The sequence below is a fragment of the Sporocytophaga myxococcoides genome, assembly GCF_000775915.1.
Classification (GTDB): Bacteria; Bacteroidota; Bacteroidia; order Cytophagales; family Cytophagaceae; genus Sporocytophaga; species Sporocytophaga myxococcoides_A.
Window position 1 is genome coordinate 105,759 of the sequence record NZ_BBLT01000002.1, and the last position, 22,763, is coordinate 128,521.

At 36.4% G+C, this 22,763-nt stretch carries 16 protein-coding genes and 3 tRNA genes; 11 read left to right on the plus strand and 8 right to left on the minus strand.

What is annotated here, in order from left to right; translation table 11 throughout:
• Nucleotides 1–343 precede the first annotated feature (343 nt).
• The 3 genes from MYP_RS04710 to MYP_RS04720 all read left to right on the plus strand — a co-directional run bounded on the left by MYP_RS04710 (nt 344) and on the right by MYP_RS04720 (nt 5,163).
• Nucleotides 344–3,253: a glycoside hydrolase family 3 N-terminal domain-containing protein gene (locus tag MYP_RS04710; RefSeq protein WP_231570008.1), complete on the plus strand. Its 2,910-nt coding sequence runs from the start codon at nt 344–346 to the stop codon at nt 3,251–3,253.
• Nucleotides 3,254–3,323: 70 nt separating this feature from the next.
• Complete coding sequence (bshA, locus tag MYP_RS04715) at nt 3,324–4,466, plus strand: N-acetyl-alpha-D-glucosaminyl L-malate synthase BshA (RefSeq protein ID WP_045459397.1); 1,143 nt, start codon at nt 3,324–3,326, stop codon at nt 4,464–4,466.
• A gap of 58 nt (nt 4,467–4,524) precedes the next feature.
• Nucleotides 4,525–5,163 carry a sterol desaturase family protein gene (locus MYP_RS04720; protein ID WP_045459398.1) on the plus strand — a complete coding sequence of 213 codons (639 nt, stop codon included), beginning with the start codon at nt 4,525–4,527 and terminating at the stop codon, nt 5,161–5,163.
• Between the two features lie 6 nt (nt 5,164–5,169).
• On the opposite strand, the gene MYP_RS04725 is transcribed toward MYP_RS04720, so the two are convergent.
• The 5 genes from MYP_RS04725 to MYP_RS04745 all read right to left on the minus strand — a co-directional run bounded on the left by MYP_RS04725 (nt 5,170) and on the right by MYP_RS04745 (nt 10,091).
• The gene (locus MYP_RS04725) at nt 5,170–5,922 is read right to left on the minus strand and encodes an Hpt domain-containing response regulator (protein WP_045459399.1); all 753 of its coding nucleotides are present in this window, start codon (nt 5,920–5,922) and stop codon (nt 5,170–5,172) included.
• Between the two features lie 4 nt (nt 5,923–5,926).
• A complete protein-coding gene (locus tag MYP_RS04730; protein ID WP_045459400.1) occupies nt 5,927–6,424 on the minus strand; it encodes a response regulator in 498 nt (165 codons plus the stop codon).
• Between the two features lie 436 nt (nt 6,425–6,860).
• A complete protein-coding gene (locus tag MYP_RS04735; RefSeq protein WP_045459401.1) occupies nt 6,861–9,488 on the minus strand; it encodes a cation-translocating P-type ATPase in 2,628 nt (875 codons plus the stop codon).
• A gap of 331 nt (nt 9,489–9,819) precedes the next feature.
• Nucleotides 9,820–9,893 (minus strand) — tRNA-Asn (locus tag MYP_RS04740).
• A 124-nt stretch (nt 9,894–10,017) separates the two neighbouring features.
• A tRNA-Asn gene (locus MYP_RS04745) sits at nt 10,018–10,091 on the minus strand.
• A 190-nt stretch (nt 10,092–10,281) separates the two neighbouring features.
• Between MYP_RS04745 and MYP_RS04750 the strand changes: the two genes are divergently transcribed.
• From MYP_RS04750 to MYP_RS04765, 4 genes are all read left to right on the plus strand, one after another.
• Nucleotides 10,282–10,800, plus strand: coding sequence for an Hsp20/alpha crystallin family protein (locus MYP_RS04750; protein WP_197060011.1), 519 nt, complete (start codon nt 10,282–10,284; stop codon nt 10,798–10,800).
• Between the two features lie 107 nt (nt 10,801–10,907).
• On the plus strand, nt 10,908–12,419 hold the full coding sequence (locus tag MYP_RS04755; protein WP_045459402.1) for a Do family serine endopeptidase: 1,512 nt from the start codon (nt 10,908–10,910) through the stop codon (nt 12,417–12,419).
• A 130-nt stretch (nt 12,420–12,549) separates the two neighbouring features.
• Nucleotides 12,550–14,118: an L-piperidine-6-carboxylate dehydrogenase gene (gene amaB / locus MYP_RS04760; RefSeq protein ID WP_045459403.1), complete on the plus strand. Its 1,569-nt coding sequence runs from the start codon at nt 12,550–12,552 to the stop codon at nt 14,116–14,118.
• Nucleotides 14,119–14,197: 79 nt separating this feature from the next.
• Nucleotides 14,198–14,611, plus strand: coding sequence for a response regulator (locus MYP_RS04765; RefSeq protein ID WP_028981213.1), 414 nt, complete (start codon nt 14,198–14,200; stop codon nt 14,609–14,611).
• Between the two features lie 6 nt (nt 14,612–14,617).
• On the opposite strand, the gene MYP_RS04770 is transcribed toward MYP_RS04765, so the two are convergent.
• From MYP_RS04770 to MYP_RS04780, 3 genes are all read right to left on the minus strand, one after another.
• Nucleotides 14,618–16,057 carry a hypothetical protein gene (locus tag MYP_RS04770; protein WP_045459404.1) on the minus strand — a complete coding sequence of 480 codons (1,440 nt, stop codon included), beginning with the start codon at nt 16,055–16,057 and terminating at the stop codon, nt 14,618–14,620.
• Between the two features lie 470 nt (nt 16,058–16,527).
• Nucleotides 16,528–16,601, minus strand: a tRNA-Ala gene (locus tag MYP_RS04775).
• 46 nt (nt 16,602–16,647) lie between these two features.
• Nucleotides 16,648–17,193: a C40 family peptidase gene (locus tag MYP_RS04780; RefSeq protein WP_045459405.1), complete on the minus strand. Its 546-nt coding sequence runs from the start codon at nt 17,191–17,193 to the stop codon at nt 16,648–16,650.
• 44 nt (nt 17,194–17,237) lie between these two features.
• Between MYP_RS04780 and MYP_RS04785 the strand changes: the two genes are divergently transcribed.
• The 4 genes from MYP_RS04785 to fcl all read left to right on the plus strand — a co-directional run bounded on the left by MYP_RS04785 (nt 17,238) and on the right by fcl (nt 22,727).
• Entirely contained in the window at nt 17,238–18,635 is a 1,398-nt protein-coding gene (locus MYP_RS04785) for an FAD-binding oxidoreductase (protein WP_045459406.1), read from the plus strand.
• A gap of 19 nt (nt 18,636–18,654) precedes the next feature.
• The gene (asnB, locus tag MYP_RS04790) at nt 18,655–20,556 is read left to right on the plus strand and encodes an asparagine synthase (glutamine-hydrolyzing) (protein ID WP_045459407.1); all 1,902 of its coding nucleotides are present in this window, start codon (nt 18,655–18,657) and stop codon (nt 20,554–20,556) included.
• A 130-nt stretch (nt 20,557–20,686) separates the two neighbouring features.
• Entirely contained in the window at nt 20,687–21,799 is a 1,113-nt protein-coding gene (gene gmd, locus MYP_RS04795) for a GDP-mannose 4,6-dehydratase (RefSeq protein ID WP_045459408.1), read from the plus strand.
• 1 nt (nt 21,800) lies between these two features.
• Nucleotides 21,801–22,727 carry a GDP-L-fucose synthase gene (gene fcl, locus MYP_RS04800; RefSeq protein WP_045459409.1) on the plus strand — a complete coding sequence of 309 codons (927 nt, stop codon included), beginning with the start codon at nt 21,801–21,803 and terminating at the stop codon, nt 22,725–22,727.
• Nucleotides 22,728–22,763: the final 36 nt, after the last annotated feature.

Here is a 22,763-nt window from a genome sequence, read left to right on the forward strand (position 1 = left end):
GGAGACAAAAATAACCCGTTTTTTCTTATAATAATTTTAAATTAAAAAAGTTATTCATTTATCCTTTCTTAAAAAAGTATAACAAATTCTTAAACATTGATTTGAAATTCATTTCCCGCAAACATTAATTGATTTATATTTGAAGAGAATATTACCCTTACAATAAATATTTTACTTAGTTATTTAAAACATAAAATACTGGTCCGTTTGTTGTATCTGTAAAGTTTTCTCTTTTAATTCCGAGTTGTTGATGTATAGCAGGTATTTATTGGTTTCGTTTCTTATCCTTTGTGGAGCTCTTTTTCTTTCGTGGAATAATCCAAAAAAGACACCAAAAAGGCTAATGAATCAGGATGCATGGGTAGATAGCATCATGAACTCAATGTCTCCACAGCAGAGGATTGGTCACTTATTTATGGTGGCAGCCTATTCTAATAAAGGGGAAAAACACGTTAAGGAAATTGAAGAGCTCATCACAAAATATGGTATCGGAGGCCTGATTTTTTTTCAGGGAGGTCCCGTTCGCCAGGCAATTCTCACAAACAGATTTCAGGCTCTTTCCAGGGTTCCTTTATTTATTGCCATGGATGCAGAGTGGGGATTGGGCATGCGACTGGATAGTGTTATCAGTTTTCCCAAGCAGATGACACTTGGAGCAATTGCTGATGACAAATACATTTACAAAATGGGTAAGGAAGTTGCCCGCCAATGCAGAAGACTTGGGGTGCATGTTAATTTTGCCCCATGTGTGGACGTTAACAGCAATCCTAATAATCCGGTCATTGGGATGCGCTCTTTCGGGGAAGATAAAGTAAATGTTGCCAATAAAGGCATCGCTTATATGAAAGGGATGCAGGATAATTTTGTGCTGACTACAGCTAAACATTTTCCAGGGCATGGAGACACAGAGACGGACTCTCACCATACTTTACCAGTTATTAATCACGGTATTCAAAGGTTGACGGATGTTGAAATGTATCCTTTCCGTCAGCTCATTAAAGACAGTGTAATGGGAGTTCTTGTGGGCCATATTCATGTACCTGCATTGGACAATACTCCGAACAGGGCTACAACACTCTCTCCTCATGTTGTAACTGACATACTTAAAAATGATCTTGGTTTTAAAGGTCTTATTTTTACTGATGCCCTGAATATGAAAGGGGTTAGCAGTTTTTATAAGCCTGGGGAAGTTGATTTATATGCTCTGCTTTCGGGTAATGATGTCTTGTTGTTTCCCGAAAATGTTCCTGTCGCAATTGGCAAAATTGAAAAAGCAATTGAAAACAAGCAGCTCTCTCAAGAGGATGTAGATCAAAAAGTAAGAAAGATATTAAGAGCAAAATACTGGGCAGGCCTGGATCATATTGCACCTGTTGCATTAAAAAACCTTTATGAAGATCTCAACAACACTGCAGCTAAGGCCGTTCAGCAGGAGTTGTATGAAAAAGCAATGACAGTTGTTTTTAATGATGATCAGCTTATACCACTAAAATATCCCGATACTACTTCGATAGCTTCAGTTTCAATTGGCAGAGAGAAGGGAAATACTTTTCAGGAAATGCTGAGCAAATATGCCAATGTAGCTCATTTTGCTGTTGCAAATAAAAATTCTGATGAGGCCGTATATGATGCGGTTCTAAATGAATTAAAGAAATTTGAGGTAGTAATTATCGGCGTTCAGAATACAAATATCTTTAATAATAAGGATTATGGTATAAGTGAAAATTCCAGAAAATTTATTAAAAAGCTGCAGGCTACTACTAAAACTATTGTTTGTGTTTTTGGCAATCCTTATAGTCTGAAATTCTTTTCTACAAGCCCTAATCTTCTATGTGCTTATGAAGATAACGAAGTGACTTATAAGGTTGTACCCCAAGTTATTTTCGGAGGAATACAGGCGACAGGGCGTACTCCGGTCTCTATAGGCCACGAGATAGCGATTAATTCAGGATATGATACCAATCCATTTGTCAAGAGACTTCGTTACGCCTATCCTGAAAATGCTGGCATGGATGGGGCGACATTAAAACAAATAGATTCAATTGCTTTAAAAGCAATTGCAGATAAAGCAACTCCTGGTTGCCAGGTTCTTGCAGTGAAAAACGGAACGGTAGTTTTTGAAAAGGCTTATGGGACTCTTACTTATGATAAAAAAGAGCAGGTGACAAATAATACTCTTTATGATGTTGCCTCAGTCTCAAAGGTAGCCGGAACCCTCCAGGCAGTAATGTTTCTGCAGGAAAGAGATTTGATTGACCTTGATAAAAAGGCTTCGTTTTACCTTCCTGAACTAAAAAATACCAATAAAGAAGATCTGGTAATCAAGGATATTCTCACACACCAGGCAGGGTTAATCCCGTTCCTTCCACACTGGAAGCGTACATTAGATACTTCTGGTTTTAATAAATGCTACTACAGTCCTGAGAAAAATGATACTTTCTGCAGAATGGTAATACCGGGATTGTATTGTATCAATACCATCGAAGATTCTTTATGGAAATGGACTATTGAATCTGATCTGCTACCTAAACCTATTCTGAAAAAAAATAAGAAAGGTAAGGTGGAAAAACGGTCTGATAAGAATGCTTATGTATATAGTGACCTTGGGTTTTATATCATGAAGCGTGTCGCCGAAAAGGTTTTAGACCAGTCCCTTGATGAATTCCTCAGGCAGAATTTCTTTGATCCTCTTGGCCTGAACACCCTGACTTATTGCCCATTAGGGAAATTTCCTCTAAATCAGATTGCTCCAACAGAAGATGACAAGTATTTCAGAAAAGCACTGATACGGGGAACAGTGCATGACCAGGGAGCAGCATTACTTGGTGGCGTGGGCGGCCATGCGGGCATGTTCAGCAATGCAAATGATCTGGCAGTGCTTATGCAGATGAATCTACAAAGGGGACTTTATGGAGGGACCAGATATTTTCTGCCGAAGACAGTTCCTTTATTTGCAGAGAAACAGTTTGAAGGCAACAGAAGAGGTTTGGGATGGGATAAACCAGAACCGGACGGAAACGGGCCAACTTCAGATTATGCCTCTCCAAACACCTTTGGACATACTGGTTTTACGGGAACAGCTGTATGGGCAGATCCTGATCAGGAGTTAGTTTATGTTTTCCTTTCAAACAGAGTTTATCCGGATGCCGGAAATCAAAAGCTGATTAAAGGAGGCGTAAGGACTAAGATTCAGGATGTATTGTATAAAGCAATATTAAATTATAATACAGATAAAAGAATAACGCTCAAGTAAGCTTATATTTGTCCGGTCGCATTGTTGTTTTAACTTTGAACTTGTAAATAAGTCTAAATAGGACCGGATTATGAAGATTGGAATAGTTTGTTATCCCACTTTTGGAGGTAGTGGTGTCGTTGCGACAGAGCTTGGTATTGCTCTCGCAAAGGAAGGTCATCAGATTCATTTTATTACTTATACGCAACCTTTAAGGCTGGATTTTTTTAATGAAAACCTTTTCTACCATGAAGTAGCAATTTCTTCTTACCCTCTGTTTCAATATCCTCCTTATGAGCTTGCACTTGCCAGCAAGATGGTTGATGTTGTTTTGCACGAGAAGCTTGACTTACTTCATGTACATTATGCAATACCACACGCTTCTGCTGCATATATGGCCAAGCAGATATTGAAGACAAAAGGAATAATTATTCCGGTAGTAACTACTCTTCATGGTACAGATATCACATTAGTAGGCAAAGATGCATCTTATGAACCTGTTGTAACTTTCAGTATAAATGAGTCTGATGGGGTTACAGCAGTAAGTGCAGATCTGAAAAAAGATACTTACAAACATTTTGAAGTTACCAAAGACATTGAAGTAATTCCTAACTTCATTGACCTTAACAGATTTAAGAAACAGAAAAAAGAGCACTTCAAGCTGGCTATTTGTCCGCATGGAGAGCAGCTTCTTGTACATACTTCTAACTTTAGAGCAGTTAAAAGAGTTGATGATGTAGTGAGGGTCTTTGACAAATTGCGTAAATTGATTCCGGTAAAACTCCTCCTGGTAGGAGATGGTCCTGAAAGAATTAAGATAGAAAACCTTTGCAGGGAGTTAAAGACATGTTCTGATATAAGATTTCTTGGAAAGCTGGATGCTGTCGAAGAAGTACTTTCTGTCGCTGATTTATTCATTATGCCTTCAGAAAAAGAAAGTTTCGGCCTTGCAGCTCTTGAAGCAATGGCATGTGAAGTGCCGGTACTAAGCTCTGAAACCGGAGGTATCCCTGAATTGAATATCAATGGAAAAACAGGATTTATGTCTAAGGTAGGTGATATAGACGATATGGTGGAGAAGGCCATGATAATTTTAAATCCGGAGAATCATCAGACATTCAGACAAAACGCTCTGGAAAGAGCTAAAGAATTTGATGTGGTAAATATTTTGCCTTTATATGAAAGTTTTTACCAGAGAATTCTTACAAATGTTCGGGAAACCTTAAAAGTGTAATTTTAAAAAGTATAGCGAAATAAAATCAATTTGTTTTTAGTAAATAAAGATTAGAGATATGGAAGATAAAGGATTTACTACAAATAAGCCGAAGAATAGTGGTACTAAGCAATTATTCGACAATCCGATATTAGAAAGACTCAGCAGAACACATATATCAATACCGATTTCGATTTTTGTTGTGATATCAGCTGTTTTATTATATTACGCATTTAGGTATACCACTCTCCCTGGGTATCTGATCCCGCTGCTGTTTCTGGGAGGATTTCTGTTTTTTACTCTGATTGAATATCTCGTTCATCGGTTTGTATTTCACATGGAGCCTACAAGTAATTTCAAGAAAAAGATCCAGTACAACATGCATGGTGTGCATCATGAATTTCCTAAGGATAAAGACAGGCTGGCAATGCCTCCCTTACTGAGCATTACGCTTGCAGTCATTTTCTTTGTAATTTTCTATTCATTAATGAATACCAAAGTATTTGGATTCTTACCAGGGTTGCTTATGGGATATGCTTCTTATTTATTTGTTCATTATATAGTGCATGCTTATGCTCCTCCAAAGAATATTTTTAAAGAACTTTGGGTGAATCATGCCATACATCATTATAAAGATAATTCTACAGTGTTTGGGGTGTCTTCACCTTTGTGGGATTATGTTTTTGGGACGATGCCTCCTAAAAAGAAACAAGCATAAATAGAATTAATTGTAATGCTCAAGAGCTTTTTCTGAAACTATGAAAAGCTCTTGAGCTTTTTTATAGGCTTTTTCCATTTCCTCTTTTTCATGAGCCTTTGCGTAATTTTCCAGCTTATTCAGAGCTTCTTTTAATTCTGGAATTCCAATTACATCAGCAGTCGATTTCATTTTATGCGCTGTATTGGAAATTGCTTCATAATTTGACTCTCCAATATGGAAAGTCACTTGTTCAAAAAACTCTTTCTTGTGTTTCTTGAATAAGGAAATCATCTTTGCCAAAACATCTTTGTTGGTGATATTTCCGAATGTAAAGGGGACAATCACTTGTTCGCTGATTGTAGTGGCTTTGATATCCTTTCCAAGGTGTTTTGCAAGAATTTCTTTCAGTTCTCTTACTTCAAATGGTTTGCTGATATAACCATTCATTCCGGCATCCAGAAATGCCTTCATGTTGCTGTTTTCAGCAGCAGTCATAGCAATAATTGGTAACTGGTCGCCAGAAAGATTAATATCGTTTCTGATCATTTGAGTGGCTTTAATCCCGTTGAGTTTTGGAAGATTGATATCCATGAAAACAATATCGTAGTGATTCTTCCTTATTTTTTCTATTGCTTCATAACCGGATTCTGCAAATTCAACTTTATCCTTATACGTAGATAGCAATTTGGATATAAGGAATTGATTCAACTCATTATCCTCAGTAAATAAAATGGAAATAGGCTGTTCCTGAAACAGATATTCGCTTGAAGTAGTCATAACTTTACCTCAGGAAAAGGATTATTGTAAAAAAAATAATGAAGATTATTGCGACAATTGTGCTTACGCTTTTATACTTGTTAATTTTAAGTTTTAGGGTAATGTTTTCTGAACGGAGAAAACGAAATTCCTGAGCTTTGCTGATAGCATTTAAAATACGCTCAACGGAATCATTGTTTTTGATGACATAATCAAATGCACCGGATTTTATCAGATCTATTGCAACCTGAATATCGGACTGATTAGAAAGAATTATTATTTCGGCATCAGGTAATCGGTCTCTTAAAATCCTCAAGGTGTCCAATCCCTTTAAGCCTGGAAGGTTATAATCTAGAATAAAAATATCAGTGTTTTTTTCAAACTCCAGATTATTAATGAGTTCTTCCGAATTATTGTATATTTTGAAATTACAATTAAGAAGGTCTTTTATCTTATGTTCAAGGAATAATGCATATAGTTCGTTGTCCTCAACTAAAGTAATATTGATTTTTATCTCCTCCATTCTAAAGCTTAATTTAAAGTCCTATACGCAAGCTGTTGCTAAATGATTCTTAAAAAATTATTAAAAAGACCCTGCCTCGGAATGATTCCTTTAAAGGTAAATATATTAAAACATGCTGAATATTAATAAGATTTGAAAATATTGTAAGGAGAAAAGAAAAATAGAAAGTGCAAAAAGAAAATCAATTCAGTGTCTCCTTTTTTGCTTTACTTATTATTACAAACGAAATATAAATCCGATAAAGAATGTCAGACAGATGTTTATAAGAATTAGAGAAGATATAAAAGCAATGTTGGAAAAACTTATTCTTTCTCACATGATTTTAGGTTCTCCGTTTTTACAAATAAATTAAAAATATAAATTTATGCCACCTCTCTGAATTGTTTTGATAGTCAATTACATATAACTTTTAATGTAAATTTCAAATATTAAGATTCTATACCATCTTATTCTTGGAAGTTATTAATTTCTGGATTTCATTTACTATGATCGGGCTTATTGCAAGAATTACAACAATGAACCATTGATGGCCATTCAAAGGAATTACTTCAAAGGTTTGTCTTAATATCGGAATAAACATAATCAAAACGGTAAGAAAGACGGAAGTTAATGTTCCCAGAAATAACTTCCTGTTTTCTAATAAACCGGTTAAGAATATTGAATCCTTACTTCTGATATTAAAGATATTCAAAGCAGATGATAGGGACATTACAATGAAAGCCATTGAGACTCCCAATTCTTTGGAACCGATTTCAGGAGCATTAGCCCCTAAAAAGAATGCCAAGAGAACAATGATAACAAAATTTAAAGAACGTTGGAAAATTTTAAATCCCAATCCATTTTCGAATACTCCAGAATCTTTTCTTAACGGTAGTCGTTTCATAACACCTCTTTCTGATTTTTCAAAAGAAAGAAAGAATCCTGGAATGCCATCTGCGATTACGTTAACCATCAGAATTTGGACTGCAGTCAACGGTGCGCCCCAACCTAATGTTACTCCAGCCAGCATTATAAAGATTTGAGCAAAATTTACAGACAATAAGAAATAAATGGTTTTCCTGATATTATCAAAGGAAGTACGGCCTTCTTTGATAGCGCTAACTATAGTCGCAAAATTGTCATCTGTAATAATCATATCAGAAGCATTTTTCGAAACTTCAGTTCCTGTTATACCCATGGCAACACCTGCGTCTGCAGCTTTCAGAGCCGGTGCATCATTGACACCGTCTCCAGTCATCGCTACTACTTCACCTTTTGATTGCCAGGCCTGTACAATTCTGATCTTATCCTGAGGAGATACTCTGGCATAGACTGAAATAGACTTAATCTTTTCTTTCAATTCATCGTCACTCATTTCCGTTAGTTCCTGACCAGTGACTACTAATTCTGAATCTGTATTTCCTAAAATTCCTATCTCTTTTGCAATGGCCTGAGCAGTTGACTTGTGATCACCAGTTATCATAACAGTCCTAATACCAGCTTCTTTCGCTTGTTTAACTGCTTCTTTCGATTCGTACCTCGGAGGATCAATCATTCCGATTAAACCGAGGAATTCTAAATTAGCTTCCAAAGTTTTTTCGTCAATTTCTTCAGGATACTGAGCCAATCTTTTCGCAGCGATAGCAATTACTCTTAAAGCTTTTGATCCGAATTCATCATGGATTTTTTGAGCTTTTATTCTTTGTTCTTCATTTTTCCAGATGACTGGAATCCTGTCGAAAGCACCTTTTGTTACTACTAAATATCCGTCCTCGACAAGGTGTACAGTAGTCATTAATTTTCTTTTAGAATTAAATGGCAATTCTTCAACTCTTGGAAATTCCCGCTCAGCATCTACTCTCGTTAACCCTTTTTTATGTAATAATCTTATAATGGCTAATTCAGTCGGGTCGCCAATTACTTTTTCATTCCCCTCTTCATCTACTTCTATTGTCGCATTTGAACAAACTGTTAGTAACACTAAAGTCTTCATTTCTGCTTTGGAAAATTCTTTTGTTGATTGGGTAGGTTCACTTGATTCTATCCAGATCTGTTGAATCTTCATTTTGTTTTGCGTCAGCGTTCCGGTTTTATCTGAACAGATGACAGAAGTATTTCCGATAGTTTCAATGGCAGGAATTTTTCTGATGATAGTATTCTTTTTAACCATATTGAACACGCCACGGGAGAGAATCATGGTAACAATAATTGGAAGCGTTTCCGGCACTGCTGCCACGCCTAAGGAGATACCAATTAACAGCATGTCCAGGGTAGACTGGTGATGAATGAATTTACCAATTAGGAATATTGCTATTGCAGCTATTAAAGCAATGAGAGATAATCTCTTTGATAATTGTGTTAATTTGATTTGGAGAGGGGTTTTCAGTTTTTCAGTTTGATTCAGAAGCTTGGCAATCTTACCCATTTCCGTATTCATTGCAGTTTTGACTACTACTGCCCTTCCTCTACCATTGGTAACGAGAGTCCCGGAGAAAACCCAATCAAATCTGTCACCAATTGGTGAATCATTTTTCGAGTGAAAATGCTCATTTTTCAGGATGGGTTCAGATTCTCCTGTCAGGGAAGCTTCATCAATTTGAAGGGAATTAGTTTCCAGTAGTTGACAATCTGCAGTAATGATATCACCGGTGTTAAATTCAACAATGTCTCCCGGTACCAGTTCGTTTGCATTAATCCTGGATTTCTTTCCATCTCTGATGACCGTTGTAGTGTTGGTATTAAGCCGTTTTAATGCTTCTAATGCTGCCTCTGATTTACTTTCCTGGTATACTGCTACAATAACATTAATGAAAACTATAGAAAGAATTACGATTACTTTAGCCCAACCCGTTCCCTGGGTGATAGCGACATATCCTGAAATAGAAGCAGCTATCATTAAAATGATAGAAGTAATTTCGGTTAAATGGTGGAGGGATTTCTGAAGAAGAGTTTCTTTCTTTTGACCTTCAAATTCATTATATCCATGGAGGTCTAATCTATTTTTAGCTTCTTGTTGAGTTAATCCATTAAGAGAATTAGTTTTCAACCTTCGGACAAACTCTTCTTTTGATTCTTTATATACCATAGAGCTTCTTACCTCACTTTTTCATTTGAAACCAATATTTCGAGGATTAACCCTTATAATATAGATTGGTTATTGAAAAATATTAGGGTCAGGATTTTTTAGGCTGAGCCGTCTTTAAGTTTATTCCGCAGGAAGATCAAATCATAATTCTTAAGGATTAAAAGAAGGGAAGACGAAGCGCTGTTAGATCAATTTTTAGGATCTGTTTGTAATAAGTATTACAGGTTAAACTTATCAAACCCTATTCTAGGGTGGTAGTAAACTAATTTGTCAGAATCAATATCGGCAGGGATAAAAATGAAAAAGCCCTCAGAATTTCTGAAGGCTTTTGCTCCCCCTGCTGGACTTGAACCAGCGACCCTCTGATTAACAGTCAGATGCTCTAACCAGCTGAGCTAAGGAGGAATATTATTGCTAAAGGATGCAGTTTTCGAGAAAATGTATCAAAATACCCTAATAATTTTTATTATTCAATTCTTTATTAGAATTGAATAATAAAAAGGCCTTCAGAATTTCTGAAGGCCTTTTGCTCCCCCTGCTGGACTTGAACCAGCGACCCTCTGATTAACAGTCAGATGCTCTAACCAGCTGAGCTAAGGAGGAATGTTATTCGCTAACGGAGTGCAATATTAGCCGATTGGATTTAATTATGCAATACCTGTTGAAATATTTTTTTAAATATTTTTTAACTTCTTAATAATGAGTATATATTTTTGGATGTTGAAAATTAAAAAAATACAGTTGTGTCATTTTGTCTTATCTGTAATAAGAGAAGATAGTCGAAATGGACAATTTGGCATTGATTTTTTTAGGAAAAAATGAGTGGCATATTTTTTTCTTATTGTCAATTAAATCAAAAATGGAAAAAATTATGACACTATTAGTAAAAGAAAACAGAGAAAAAGATTTCACTCCAAAATCATTTTCCGATTTTATCGATAGCTTTTTTAATGAAGCATCAGCAGTGCAAAGTAATCAGGCAAAATATTTTTCTCCCAAAGCTGATATATTAGAAGCTGATAAAGAATTTCAGATTCAGCTGGCATTACCAGGACTAAAAAAAGAAGAAATCAAAGTTGATTTTCATGATAAAAGATTAACGGTTAGTGGAGAGAGAAAAGCTGAATTTAAAGAGCAAGGCAAAAAAGTACATGCTTTGGGAACTGCCTATGGGCAATTTCACAGATCATTTGTCTTGCCTGATGAAATTGCGCATGAAAATATTCAGGCAGAGTTTAAAGATGGAATTTTATTCATTACAATTCCAAAAGCTGAAAAAATTGAAAAGAAGTCAGTGATTGAAGTGAAATAATTTGATCAAAATCCGGAGAAAAATTTTAAATCTCCGGATTTTTTTAGTTAAAATACTTGTTGCATTTTTTCGTTAACGTGAAATAACTCTCATTTTCTAAACTAAGTATGAAAGCAAAACACATTATTATTTTGGCTCTTATCACGTCTTTGCTTGGGGGAGCCGTATCTATTTTCGGATATAAATATCTGATCGGAGAAAAGTATATTTATTCTGTACAAAACAGACCGCCGGCTGTTCTTTCTAATTATACTGCTGATACAACCTCAGTAGTAGTGCCGGAAGGTCTTAACTTTATTCATGCTGCTGATGCTGCAAGGCCCGCAGTAGTTCACATTAAGACATCTTATGAACCCAAGAGTCAAGGACAGTCAAGAGTATATCCGGGAGGACCAATGGATCAGATGTTGAAGGAGTTTTTTGGAGACGGATTTTCAATGCCAGAAGGTAATTATCAAAATGGAGGAGCTCGGGAAGCATCCGGCTCAGGAGTGATCATTTCTGCAGATGGCTATATCATTACCAACAATCACGTTGTAGAAAATGCAGATAACATAGAGGTCGTTCTCAATGACAAAAGAAGCTTCACAGGAAAACTTATTGGAACAGATCCTTCAACAGATCTGGCTCTTGTGAAAATAGAAGAAAAAGATCTGCCAACTGTAATTTATGGTAATTCAGATAATGTAAAAATCGGTGAGTGGGTTTTAGCTGTAGGTAATCCGTTTAATCTTACTTCAACTGTTACAGCTGGTATCGTAAGTGCTAAAGCCAGAAATATCAATATTCTGAAGAGTAAAGATAATCTGGCAATAGAGTCCTTTATTCAGACAGATGCTGTTGTAAATCCGGGAAATAGCGGAGGTGCGCTTGTTAATCTTAGAGGTGAATTGATAGGTATCAATACTGCCATCGCATCTCCGACCGGTTCATATGCAGGTTATTCTTTTGCAGTGCCAGTCGCTTTGGTAAAGAAAGTTATAAAGGACCTTGCCGAATATGGAACTGTTCAAAGAGCCTTACTTGGAGTTAGTATAATGGAGATTAATTCAACTCTCGCCAAAGAGAAGGGGCTTAAAGGTGTTACGGGAGTTTATGTCGCCTCTGTAAATCAGTCAAGCGCTGCTGATAAAGCTGGTTTAAAAGAAGGAGATGTTATTACTCATGTTAACCAGATCCCTGTAAATTCATCGGCTTCATTGCAGGAAAATGTGGCAAGATTCCGCCCTGGAGATAAAATTAGAGTAAAGTATGTACGTGATGGAAAAGAGCAAGAAGTTGATGCTATACTTATGAATACCAAAGGAAATACTGCGCTTGTGAAGAAGGAAGATATCACTGCTTCAACAAAATCTGTGGGAGCCAGCCTGATTGATCTTTCAAAAGAAGAAATGAAAAAGTTAAGAATTGATGGAGGAGCAAAAGTAACTAAGCTGCTTCCTGGTAAATTCAAAGAAGCAGGTATTAAAGAAGGCTTCATCATTACTTCTATAGACAAACAGAAGGTTAAAAATGCCGAAGACCTGATGCACTATCTTGATAGCAATAAATCAGAAGGTACACTTATTGGAGGTATTTATCCGAACGGTCAAAAAGCATATTACGCAGTTGCGTGGTAAGAGTTTGGGTTGCTAATAAATAAATTTGAAAGGCGCCGAATAAGCGCCTTTCTTTTTTTGTTTTACTTTAAAATCAAAACAATTTTTTACAGATTAGCATTTATATTGGTCAATCGAAAATTCTTCATTAATGAAACTGAATTTAAAAGGAGCAGAAAAAATCGACTTTGCAGGTATCCTGTCAGAACTGGGTTTAAAAAATATTAATCCGGCCTTTAGTACAGGAAAGCTTGATGCTGGTAAAGGTAAAAGGACTATTAAAGAGATATTTTCCCCGGTAGATGGTGGTTCAATATCCAAAGTATATTTTGCAAATGATGAAGATTATGATCATGTAATTGTAACAGCGCAAAAGGCATTTGAAGAATGGAGGCAATGGCCTGCTCCAAAAAGAGGAGACATTGTAAGGCAGATAGGAAACAAACTAAGAGAGCATAAAGACGCTTTGGGCAAATTGGTTACCTGGGAAACTGGTAAAATAATGCAGGAAGGATGGGGAGAGGTGCAGGAGATGATAGATATCTGTGATCTAGCCGTCGGTTTGTCAAGACAGCTACATGGATTTACAATGCATTCAGAACGTCCGGAACACAGAATGTATGACCAGTATCATCCGCTTGGACTTGTTGGAATTATTTCTGCATTTAACTTTCCGGTGGCTGTATGGTCCTGGAATGCCATGCTGGCAGCAGTTTGCGGAGATGTATGTATATGGAAACCATCTGAGAAGACACCTCTTACAGCTGTGGCTTGTCAGAATATAATAAAGCAGGTGCTTAAGGAAAATCAGGTTCCTGAAGGTGTATTTAACTATATTATTGGAGGAGCGGAGATTGGAGCAAGGCTCTCTGAAGATTCAAGGATTCCTCTTATTTCAGCTACAGGTTCGACAAGAATGGGAAAAAAAGTTGGAGAAAAGGTTGGAGCAAGGCTTGGACGATCTTTGCTGGAACTAGGTGGAAATAATGCCATCATTGTTACTGAAAAAGCAGATCTTGATCTGGCAATCAGAGCAATTGTATTTGGAGCGGTTGGTACATGTGGCCAAAGATGCACAACAACCAGAAGAATAATCGTTCATGAAAATGTCTATGATGTTGTAAAAAGAAGGTTAAAGAAGATTTATAATGATCTGCCTATCGGTAATCCGTTTAAGCAAGGTATTTTAGTCGGACCACTGATTGATAAAGCTGCAACAGAAAATTATCTTGCTGCTCTTAAAAGAGTTGTAAAGGAAGGGGGAAAACTTATAACGGGAGGTACCGTAATTGAAAGCAGGGAATTCAAAACAGGAACTTATGTAAATCCTGCATTGGTAGAGGCAAAAAACGAGTTTTCTACAGTTCAGGAAGAAACTTTTGCTCCGATTTTATATATGATTAAATATTCAGGTCCGGTAATAGAGGCAATAAAAATCCAGAATGATGTTAAACAGGGATTATCTTCATCAATATTTTCAAATGATATAAGAGAAACTGAAACATTTCTTTCACATTTTGGTTCTGACTGTGGTATCGCCAACGTGAATATAGGGACCTCCGGCGCAGAAATTGGCGGAGCATTTGGAGGAGAGAAGGAGACAGGTGGAGGAAGAGAGTCTGGTTCAGATGCGTGGAAAGTTTATATGCGAAGACAAACAAATACTATCAATTTTAGCTCAAAACTTCCTCTGGCTCAGGGGATAAAGTTTGATTTATAAGTATTTTAATAAAATTATTATTTTGAAGTGTCTATTTTGTTTCTAATTTAGCGAGATATTTAAAAAGTTAAGATTTTTTATGGCTTCCAATGGAAAGAAGTATTACGCTGTAATGCTTGTTGATGACAACGAAATCGATAATCTAATCAATCAGAAGATGATTGAAGCTGCAAATATCTGTGAGCACATTTTCGTACATTCGGGAGCAAAAAGCGCGATAGAGTTTTTGAAAAATATTGAAAAGCTCGCAAAAGGCCCGCTGGATCTTTACCTTCCTGAAATTATTTTTCTGGATATTGATATGCCTCTTATGGATGGATTTCAATTTCTGGATGAATTCGAAAAATTGAGCGACAGTATTAAAGCACACAGCAAAGTGATCATGCTTACTTCATCTCTGAATCCACAGGATATGAATAAGGCTAAGAAAAATCAATATGTTTTAAAATATATCAATAAACCGCTAACTCAGGAGAATCTAAAAAAACTTTAGATTCTCTTAAGTTAATCTGTTTATAAAGTCCTCATCCAGCTTCAGATATTTCAATGGCGAGAAATACGGAGGATTGATGGCTTTAATTTTTTGTATATATCCATGAATCTTTCCTGACTTACTCTTCTTTACATCATTCAATGATGTCTTTAGTATTTTTGTAAATAACAGGATGTGAACGCAATTCCCTTTACCTAATAATCTTACCTGACGCTGAATACTATTTACAAGCTGATTGAATAAATCATAATCTTTCATCAGACAATATTGTAAAGCAAGGAACAGCTTTATTTCTAATTGTGTGTATGGATACTTTTTCAGACTCAAATCATTCAGCATGTTATTCACATATTTCGCTGCCTCATCATATTTGTCTCCATAGTAACAGGAAATAGCACGGTAAAGCACATAAATGATGTACTGAGGAACATTATTTTTGTCGATATCAAAATCTTCGAAAATGGATTTATTTTCTTCGTATAATAAATTCTCATTTTCAAGTCGCATGTGTCTTTCCAGTTTTGTGAGAAGAAACTGGGGGGTAAAAGTATACAGGTTGTAATTTGAAATAAAGATGGCTGCCGTCTCATTCACCTCTTCATAATATTTTTCCGCTTTTCTATATACTGCGACATTGGTGTAATATTCAAGCTTCAGATATTCAAAAACCAGCTTTAAATGATAATAAATCGGATCAAGGTAATACGAGTCGAAGATATTCTGAACCTTGTCAAATATATCTTCAATAGGGTCCTGCTGGCCTTCAGAATTTATGCTCTTTTCTACAAATAACCAATGGTAGATATTGAGACAGGACATGTATATATATAGACGGTGAGACTGATAAAGATTGGAAACATTCTCCAGCTCTTTTTTCAATAGTGTTAACCCAAGTTTCTCGGTCTCGTCATAAGTGAGGAAATATATTCCCAGTTTCTTAAAATACTCAGCAAGCAGGTCTTCCGCTTTGTCAACGGCAAGCATATAGGCAACGTGCCTGTTATATAGCTGAGAATAGTTAAATTGATCAGGACTGTTGATCTGAAGTTTTTTCAGAGTCTTATAAATGATCGTCAACTCGTTTGAAAGGTCATAATCGAGCAATTCTTTTTCGAGTTTTCTTAATGTCGCAAGCGCAATTGCTTTCTTTTTGGTAAAGACTATCTCATTGATCGTGGCTACTTTTTTCAAAAGAGTAGTCCTTGGACTTTCCATTTGATGAAGTAAATACTCCTCAATTTTTTGATTAAGTCTGGAGCGTAAAGTGTAATATGCATTAGTATTAACATCCAACTCCTCCATAATTTTTGTGTCAGATAATTGCTTTTCCCTCATAAATTTGAGGAGATAAGCCGACTTTTCCGCATTACTTTCGATCAAGGAATCATAAATAGAATTATAATCCTTGGGGGAAAGCTGTTTTATAATATTCTTGAGCTTTGACATTTGATTTTCCTAGGGGATAAGGATGTTATCACGCTTAAACTGGTCAAATCTACTAAAAAAAACATCGACTGGAAAGAGAAAAACCTTTAAAAGTTACATTTTTAAGGTTGAAGAGGAAAGTTCCAGGAAGAATGTAATTTTTAGAAAATGAAATAATAGAAATTAAAGTAAGAAAACATGGTGAAAATGAGTTATGTAAGATTGGTGTAATGGGATTTTTCACAAATAATCTCATAAAAATATTAACGTACAATAATTTAGATAATATTTTTTTTATACGCTTAAAAACGGAAAAAGGTAACAACGTCTGAAATTTTAATTTCAAATTAAGCTGAAAATGTCACTTTTTTTTAAGTAGAAACCAGGAAATCTAAAACGGCAATTATAAAAATAGTATAATTTAATGCAAAAACTGCCAGTTTTTTAGGGGGTAAAAAAAATAAAAGCCCCTGAACTTCAGGAGCTTTTTGTGGAGAATACCGGATTCGAACCGGTGGCCTCTTGCATGCCATGCAAGCGCTCTAGCCAGCTGAGCTAATCCCCCGTTTGCGCTGCAAATATATTAAAAAGGTAGAATAAACAAGAAAACTTTAGTTTATTATCCTGATCGCTTTTACAAAACGTGGATGATAATAATCGGAGTAAAGGTCATCTTCAATAACCCCCATCTTAGTTGTTGAATGAATGAATTTTACACTATTGCTCTTTACTTCAGTAACAAGACCAACATGGTTTATTTTATTGCCACCCTTATTATCGCTGAAGAATAATAGGTCGCCTTCCCTTACATCGCCTATTTTAACAGATTTTCCATATTCACTTTGAGCGGTTGAAGTTCTGGGCAGGGTAATGTCAATTGTTTTGAAGGAATTGCAGACAAGCCCTGAGCAATCAATGCCGGACTTTGTTGTTCCTCCATATTTATAGTGAGTGCCAAGATAAGACCTTGCTGAATTAATAACCTGTTGAGCTTTGTCTTCACTGGGCTTGCCTGTCTTTATTACCTTAGTTTCCGATTGACTATTTTTCCCGGATGTATTATGTTTTGATGGCTTACAAGAAACCATCGCAACAGCAAAAATCGTTGAGAATAAGATTGGTTTAACTATCGATTTGATAACTTTGAAGAAATGCATACCAAAGTTTTTGTAAATTTAATAGATTAAAATAAAGGGCTACAATGAATACGCAAACGCTTACGGAAAATTTTATTGACGAGTTGGTAAAAATTACCGGTCCTGAGTATGTGTTTACAGATTCTGAGTCATTGGAAAAATATGGTCAAGATGAAACAGAAGATCTAGTTTTCCTTCCTCATGTAGTTGTAAAGCCGGCAAATGCTCAGGAGATCAGCTTGATTATAAGACTCGCCAATAAACATAAAATTCCTGTTACACCCAGAGGGGCTGGCACAGGCCTGAGCGGTGGGGCATTGCCTGTTGAAAAAGGCATTCTACTTTCTACCGAAAGACTTAATAAAATCATTTCTATAGATGAGAAAAATTTCCAGGCAACAGTGGAAACAGGTGTAGTAACTCAGGTATTCCAGGAAGCTGCAATTGCTAAAGGTCTCTTTTATCCACCAGACCCATCAAGCAGAGGAAGCTGCTTCATTGGGGGAAACCTTGCAGAATCTTCTGGTGGTCCCAAAGCAGTGAAATATGGAGTAACCAGAGATTATGTTCTTAATCTTGAGGTCGTATTGCCCACAGGTGAAATTATCTGGACCGGTGCCAATGTCCTGAAAAATGCTACCGGATACAACCTTACACAACTGATGATTGGAAGTGAAGGGACTCTTGGTATTATCACTAAAGTTGTTTTCAGGCTTATTCCTCATCCTCCTAAAGATATTGTAATGCTAATTCCTTTTAAGTCTGCCGAACAGGCCTGTGAGGCAGTCAACAGCATATTACATACAGGTGTAAGGCCTTCTGCTCTTGAGTTTATGGAAAGGGATGCCATTGAGTGGAGTGCCCGATACCTTAATTTGGATTTAGATCTACCAAAAGATGTTGAAGCACATCTTCTGGTGGAAGTAGATGGAAATGATCTTGACCTTCTTTCCCGTGATGCTGAAAAGGTTTATGAGGCTGTAAGTGGATTTGATATTTATGAGCCTTTGTTTGCAGATTCTGCTCAGCAAAAGGAAGACCTATGGAAAATAAGAAGAAATGTGGGGCATGCTGTAAAGTCAAATTCAATTTATAAAGAAGAAGATACTGTAGTCCCGAGAGCTGAACTTCCTGCACTTATAACGGAAATTAAAAGGATATCGACTAAGTATAATTTTAAGTCTGTCTGCTATGGTCATGCAGGTGATGGAAATCTTCATGTAAATATTGTACGCGGTAATCTTAGTGAAAAAGAATGGAATGAAAATATTCAGGAAGGTATTAAAGAATTATTCAGATATACAGTTGCAGTGGGAGGCACTATTTCCGGTGAACATGGCATTGGCTATGTACAGCGCCCTTATATTGAAATCGCCATTGGAGAAAAACAGCTCGAGCTGATGAGACAGATCAAAACAGCTTTTGATCCTAATGGAATATTAAATCCGAATAAAATTTTTTAAGTCAAAGGAAATAATTTAAATGTGCGGAATAACAGGAATATTTGCCTATAATCAGATTGGAAGCCTATACATGATCAACCTTGTAAAGGCAATGAACAAGCTCGAAAACAGAGGCCCTGACTGGAGAGGCAGTTATATAGATGACAATTTCGGATTAGGTCACAGAAGGTTATCGATAATAGATACTAGCAGAAGCGGCGATCAGCCGATGAAAGATGAAACCGGCAGATTTATTCTGGTTTATAATGGAGAGATTTTTAACTATCAGGAGTTGAGGGCTGGACTTATTAATAAAGGTGTTTCATTTAATTCCAATTCCGATACTGAAGTTTTACTGAAACTTTTGATTTTTGAGGGGCCTGCATGTCTGGAAAAACTTATCGGTTTTTTTTCATTTGCCCTGATTGATACAGCAGAAAATTCAATATTGCTGGCAAGAGACAGGTTTGGAATAAAGCCTTTATACTATTATGAAGATGAAGATAAGTTCCTGTTTGCTTCTGAGTTAAAGTCTTTACTGGCTTATAATATTGAAAGAAATGTAGATAATACTGCTGTGCTGCAATATCTGCAGTTCGGTTTTATTCCCGCGCCGCATTCTATCATAAAAGGGGTTAGAAAACTTGAGCCTGGCACTTATCTTAATGTAAAGAAGAGGGATTTAAAGGTTTGTAGATATTATGACCTGACTGAAAAATCAATTCCTATAACCGACAATTATGATACGGCGAAGAGAAAGATTATTGAAATGTTAGACGATTCAGTGGAGAAAAGAATGATTTCAGATGTGCCTCTCGGAGCTTTTCTAAGTGGAGGAATAGATTCTTCTGTCATCGTTGCATTGGCAAGCAATTATAACAAATATCTGAATACCTTTTCAATTGGATTTAAAGATGAACCATTTTTTGATGAAACAAAGTATGCTAAACTAGTTGCAGATAAATTCCAGACAAACCATACTGTATTTACACTAACCAATGAAGACCTCCTTGAAGAGGTCTATAATGTGCTGGACTATATAGATGAGCCATTCTCTGACTCATCGGTGCTTCCATTTTATATTTTGAGCAAACGCACTTCTAAGAAGATGAAAGTAGCATTGTCCGGAGACGGTGGAGATGAGGTGTTTGGCGGCTATAATAAACATTTTGCAGATTACAAGATAAGGCAGGGCGGTTTTCTGATGAATGCTGCCACCGCATTGTTGCCGTTGCTTAAGCAATTACCCTCTTCCAGAAACTCTCCTTTTTATAATAAGGTTCGTCAGGCAATCAAGCTTGCAGAGGGAGCAAAGTTGAGAGAGGCAGATAGATATTTGCTTTGGTGTTCGTTAAATAATGCCAAAACATTGTCCGAAATATTTACCAAAAACTTTTGGGCAAATGCTGATGAGGGGGAATTGGAACAGAGAAATAAATACTATCAGAGGTTTTTCAAAGGAAAGCCAGATATTAATCAGGTGCTATTGTCTGACATAAATTTTGTACTTCCAAATGATATGCTGTTTAAAGCAGATATGATGTCTATGGCCAATAGTTTGGAAGTCAGAACTCCATTTCTTGATCATCGTCTGGTAGAATATGTAAACGGCTTGCCATCATCCTTTAAGATCGGCGAGTCTATGCAAAAAAGAATTTTGCAGGATGCCTTTAAGGACATTTTGCCTAAAGAATTGTATCGTAGACCGAAACAAGGGTTTGATGTCCCGATGATGAAATGGTTTAAATTTGAATTACGGCCATTGATTAAAGAACAACTTCTTGAAGACGAATTTATTAAGGAGCAGGGAATTTTCTCTCCTGAATACATCAAGGGCATTAAAGAGCAGCTATTTGGAGGAAAATCCATAGATCAGGATAAAGTTTGGAATTTACTAGTCTTCCAATATTGGTATCGAAAATACATTTTCAGATATAATTAATTAATTTACTATTTTTGACGATCATTAATTTAAATAGTAGCTTTTGACATCGTCAAAGCCAGAAAATAAATATTTTAAAACAGGAGAGGGATTTTCAGCGTAAGGTTGAAAGTTTCGATATTTTTAAAAAATGAAAAAAGCTTTAATTACTGGAATTACAGGTCAGGATGGTGCATATCTGGCAGAACTTCTTCTTAAAAAAGGTTATGAGGTTCATGGAATAAAGAGAAGAACATCTCTTTTTAATACAGACAGAATAGATCACCTTTACATGGATCCTCATGAAAAGAATGTCAATATGAAGCTTCATTATGGTGATTTGACAGATTCAACAAACATTATCAGAATTATCCAGGAAGTGCAACCTGATGAGATTTACAATCTTGGTGCAATGTCTCATGTGAAGGTTAGTTTTGAAACACCTGAATATACAGCAAATGTTGACGGGCTCGGAACATTGAGGATACTGGAAGCAGTTCGTTTGCTGGGGTTGACAGAGAAAACCAAGATTTATCAGGCATCTACTTCTGAGCTTTATGGTTTGGTGCAAGAAGTGCCCCAAAGTGAAAAAACTCCTTTCTATCCAAGATCTCCATATGCAGTAGCTAAAATGTATGGTTACTGGATTACTGTAAATTACAGAGAGGCTTACAATATGTTTGCGGTAAACGGAATTTTGTTTAATCACGAATCTCCGCTTAGGGGTGAAACTTTCGTAACAAGAAAAATCACAAGAGGGGTTGCGCGTATTGCACTTGGCCTTCAGGATAAATTGTATCTTGGTAACCTTGACGCGAAAAGAGATTGGGGACATGCTAAAGATTATGTGGAAGCAATGTGGCTGATGCTTCAGCAAACCAAACCTGAAGACTTTGTAATTGCAACGGGCATTACAACTACAGTTAGAGATTTTGTAATTCTTGCATTTAAAGAAGTGGGTATAGAGCTTGAGTTCAAAGGCAAAGGTGTTAAAGAAGTTGCGAAAGTAAAATCATGCTCTAACAAAGCATATCAGTTGAAAAAGGGAACAGAGGTTTTGGCAGTTGATCCAATGTACTTCCGGCCTACTGAAGTAGAGTTATTAATTGGAAACCCAGCCAAAGCTAAGAAAAAGCTTAAATGGAAGCCTCAGTACAATTTGAAATCTCTGGTTAAGGAGATGGTAAAGTCAGATGTTGAACTATTCAAGAGAGACGAATATCTGAAACAGGGTGGACATAAGATTCTGAATTATTTTGAATAGCATGCAGAAGGACAGTAAAATTTTTGTTGCCGGGTCTAGAGGAATGGTAGGATCTGCTATTGTGAGGAAATTGCAGAAGGAAGGTTTTACCAATCTGATCATTAGAACCTCTAAGGAACTGGATTTGAGAGATCAGAAACAGGTTCAGGATTTTTTTGAAAAGGAAAAGCCCGATTACGTATTCCTTGCTGCAGCCAAAGTAGGAGGAATATTAGCGAACAATACTTACCGTGCTGATTTTATTTATGAAAACCTGATGATCCAGAATAACGTGATCCATCAGGCTTATTTAAATAAAGTGAAAAAACTAATGTTCCTCGGCTCTTCCTGTATTTATCCTAAACTGGCGCCGCAGCCTTTAAAGGAAGAGAGCCTTTTAACAGGTTTGCTTGAGTATACCAACGAACCTTATGCTATTGCAAAAATTGCTGGTATTAAAATGTGTGAGGCCTACAGAGATCAGTATGGGTGCAATTTTATTTCTGTAATGCCTACTAATCTTTATGGTCCGAATGATAATTATGACCTGAAGAATTCTCACGTATTACCGGCATTGATCAGAAAGTTCCACACTGCTAAAAAAGAAGGACAAAAGACTGTTGAGATTTGGGGGACCGGCTCTCCAAAGAGAGAGTTCCTGCATGTAGATGACCTGGCGGATGCATGTTTCTTTCTGATGCAAAACTATAATGAAAAAGATTTTCTGAATATAGGTGTTGGGGATGATATCACTATCAAGGATCTGGCACTGCTTGTTAAAAAGATTGTTGGGTTTGAAGGTGAGTTGGTTTTTGATACTACTAAACCTGACGGAACTCCAAGGAAATTAATGGATGTGGGCCGCCTTAACCAACTAGGTTGGATGGCCAGAATTCCTCTTGAAGAAGGAATCGCTTCGGTTTATAATGAAGTTAAGTCAATCCTTTAAATAATTTGAATGCTGCCTGCGACCATAGAATTACAG

Coding starts and splice junctions, on each gene's coding strand:
- MYP_RS04710 (WP_231570008.1), top strand. CDS start 344: ATGAATCAGGATGCATGGGTAGATAGCATCATGAACTCAATGTCTCCA.
- bshA (WP_045459397.1), top strand. CDS start 3,324: ATGAAGATTGGAATAGTTTGTTATCCCACTTTTGGAGGTAGTGGTGTC.
- MYP_RS04720 (WP_045459398.1), top strand. CDS start 4,525: ATGGAAGATAAAGGATTTACTACAAATAAGCCGAAGAATAGTGGTACT.
- MYP_RS04725 (WP_045459399.1), bottom strand. CDS start 5,922: ATGACTACTTCAAGCGAATATCTGTTTCAGGAACAGCCTATTTCCATT.
- MYP_RS04730 (WP_045459400.1), bottom strand. CDS start 6,424: ATGGAGGAGATAAAAATCAATATTACTTTAGTTGAGGACAACGAACTA.
- MYP_RS04735 (WP_045459401.1), bottom strand. CDS start 9,488: ATGGTATATAAAGAATCAAAAGAAGAGTTTGTCCGAAGGTTGAAAACT.
- MYP_RS04755 (WP_045459402.1), top strand. CDS start 10,908: ATGAAAGCAAAACACATTATTATTTTGGCTCTTATCACGTCTTTGCTT.
- amaB (WP_045459403.1), top strand. CDS start 12,550: ATGAAACTGAATTTAAAAGGAGCAGAAAAAATCGACTTTGCAGGTATC.
- MYP_RS04765 (WP_028981213.1), top strand. CDS start 14,198: ATGGCTTCCAATGGAAAGAAGTATTACGCTGTAATGCTTGTTGATGAC.
- MYP_RS04770 (WP_045459404.1), bottom strand. CDS start 16,057: ATGTCAAAGCTCAAGAATATTATAAAACAGCTTTCCCCCAAGGATTAT.
- MYP_RS04780 (WP_045459405.1), bottom strand. CDS start 17,193: ATGCATTTCTTCAAAGTTATCAAATCGATAGTTAAACCAATCTTATTC.
- MYP_RS04785 (WP_045459406.1), top strand. CDS start 17,238: ATGAATACGCAAACGCTTACGGAAAATTTTATTGACGAGTTGGTAAAA.
- asnB (WP_045459407.1), top strand. CDS start 18,655: ATGTGCGGAATAACAGGAATATTTGCCTATAATCAGATTGGAAGCCTA.
- gmd (WP_045459408.1), top strand. CDS start 20,687: ATGAAAAAAGCTTTAATTACTGGAATTACAGGTCAGGATGGTGCATAT.
- fcl (WP_045459409.1), top strand. CDS start 21,801: ATGCAGAAGGACAGTAAAATTTTTGTTGCCGGGTCTAGAGGAATGGTA.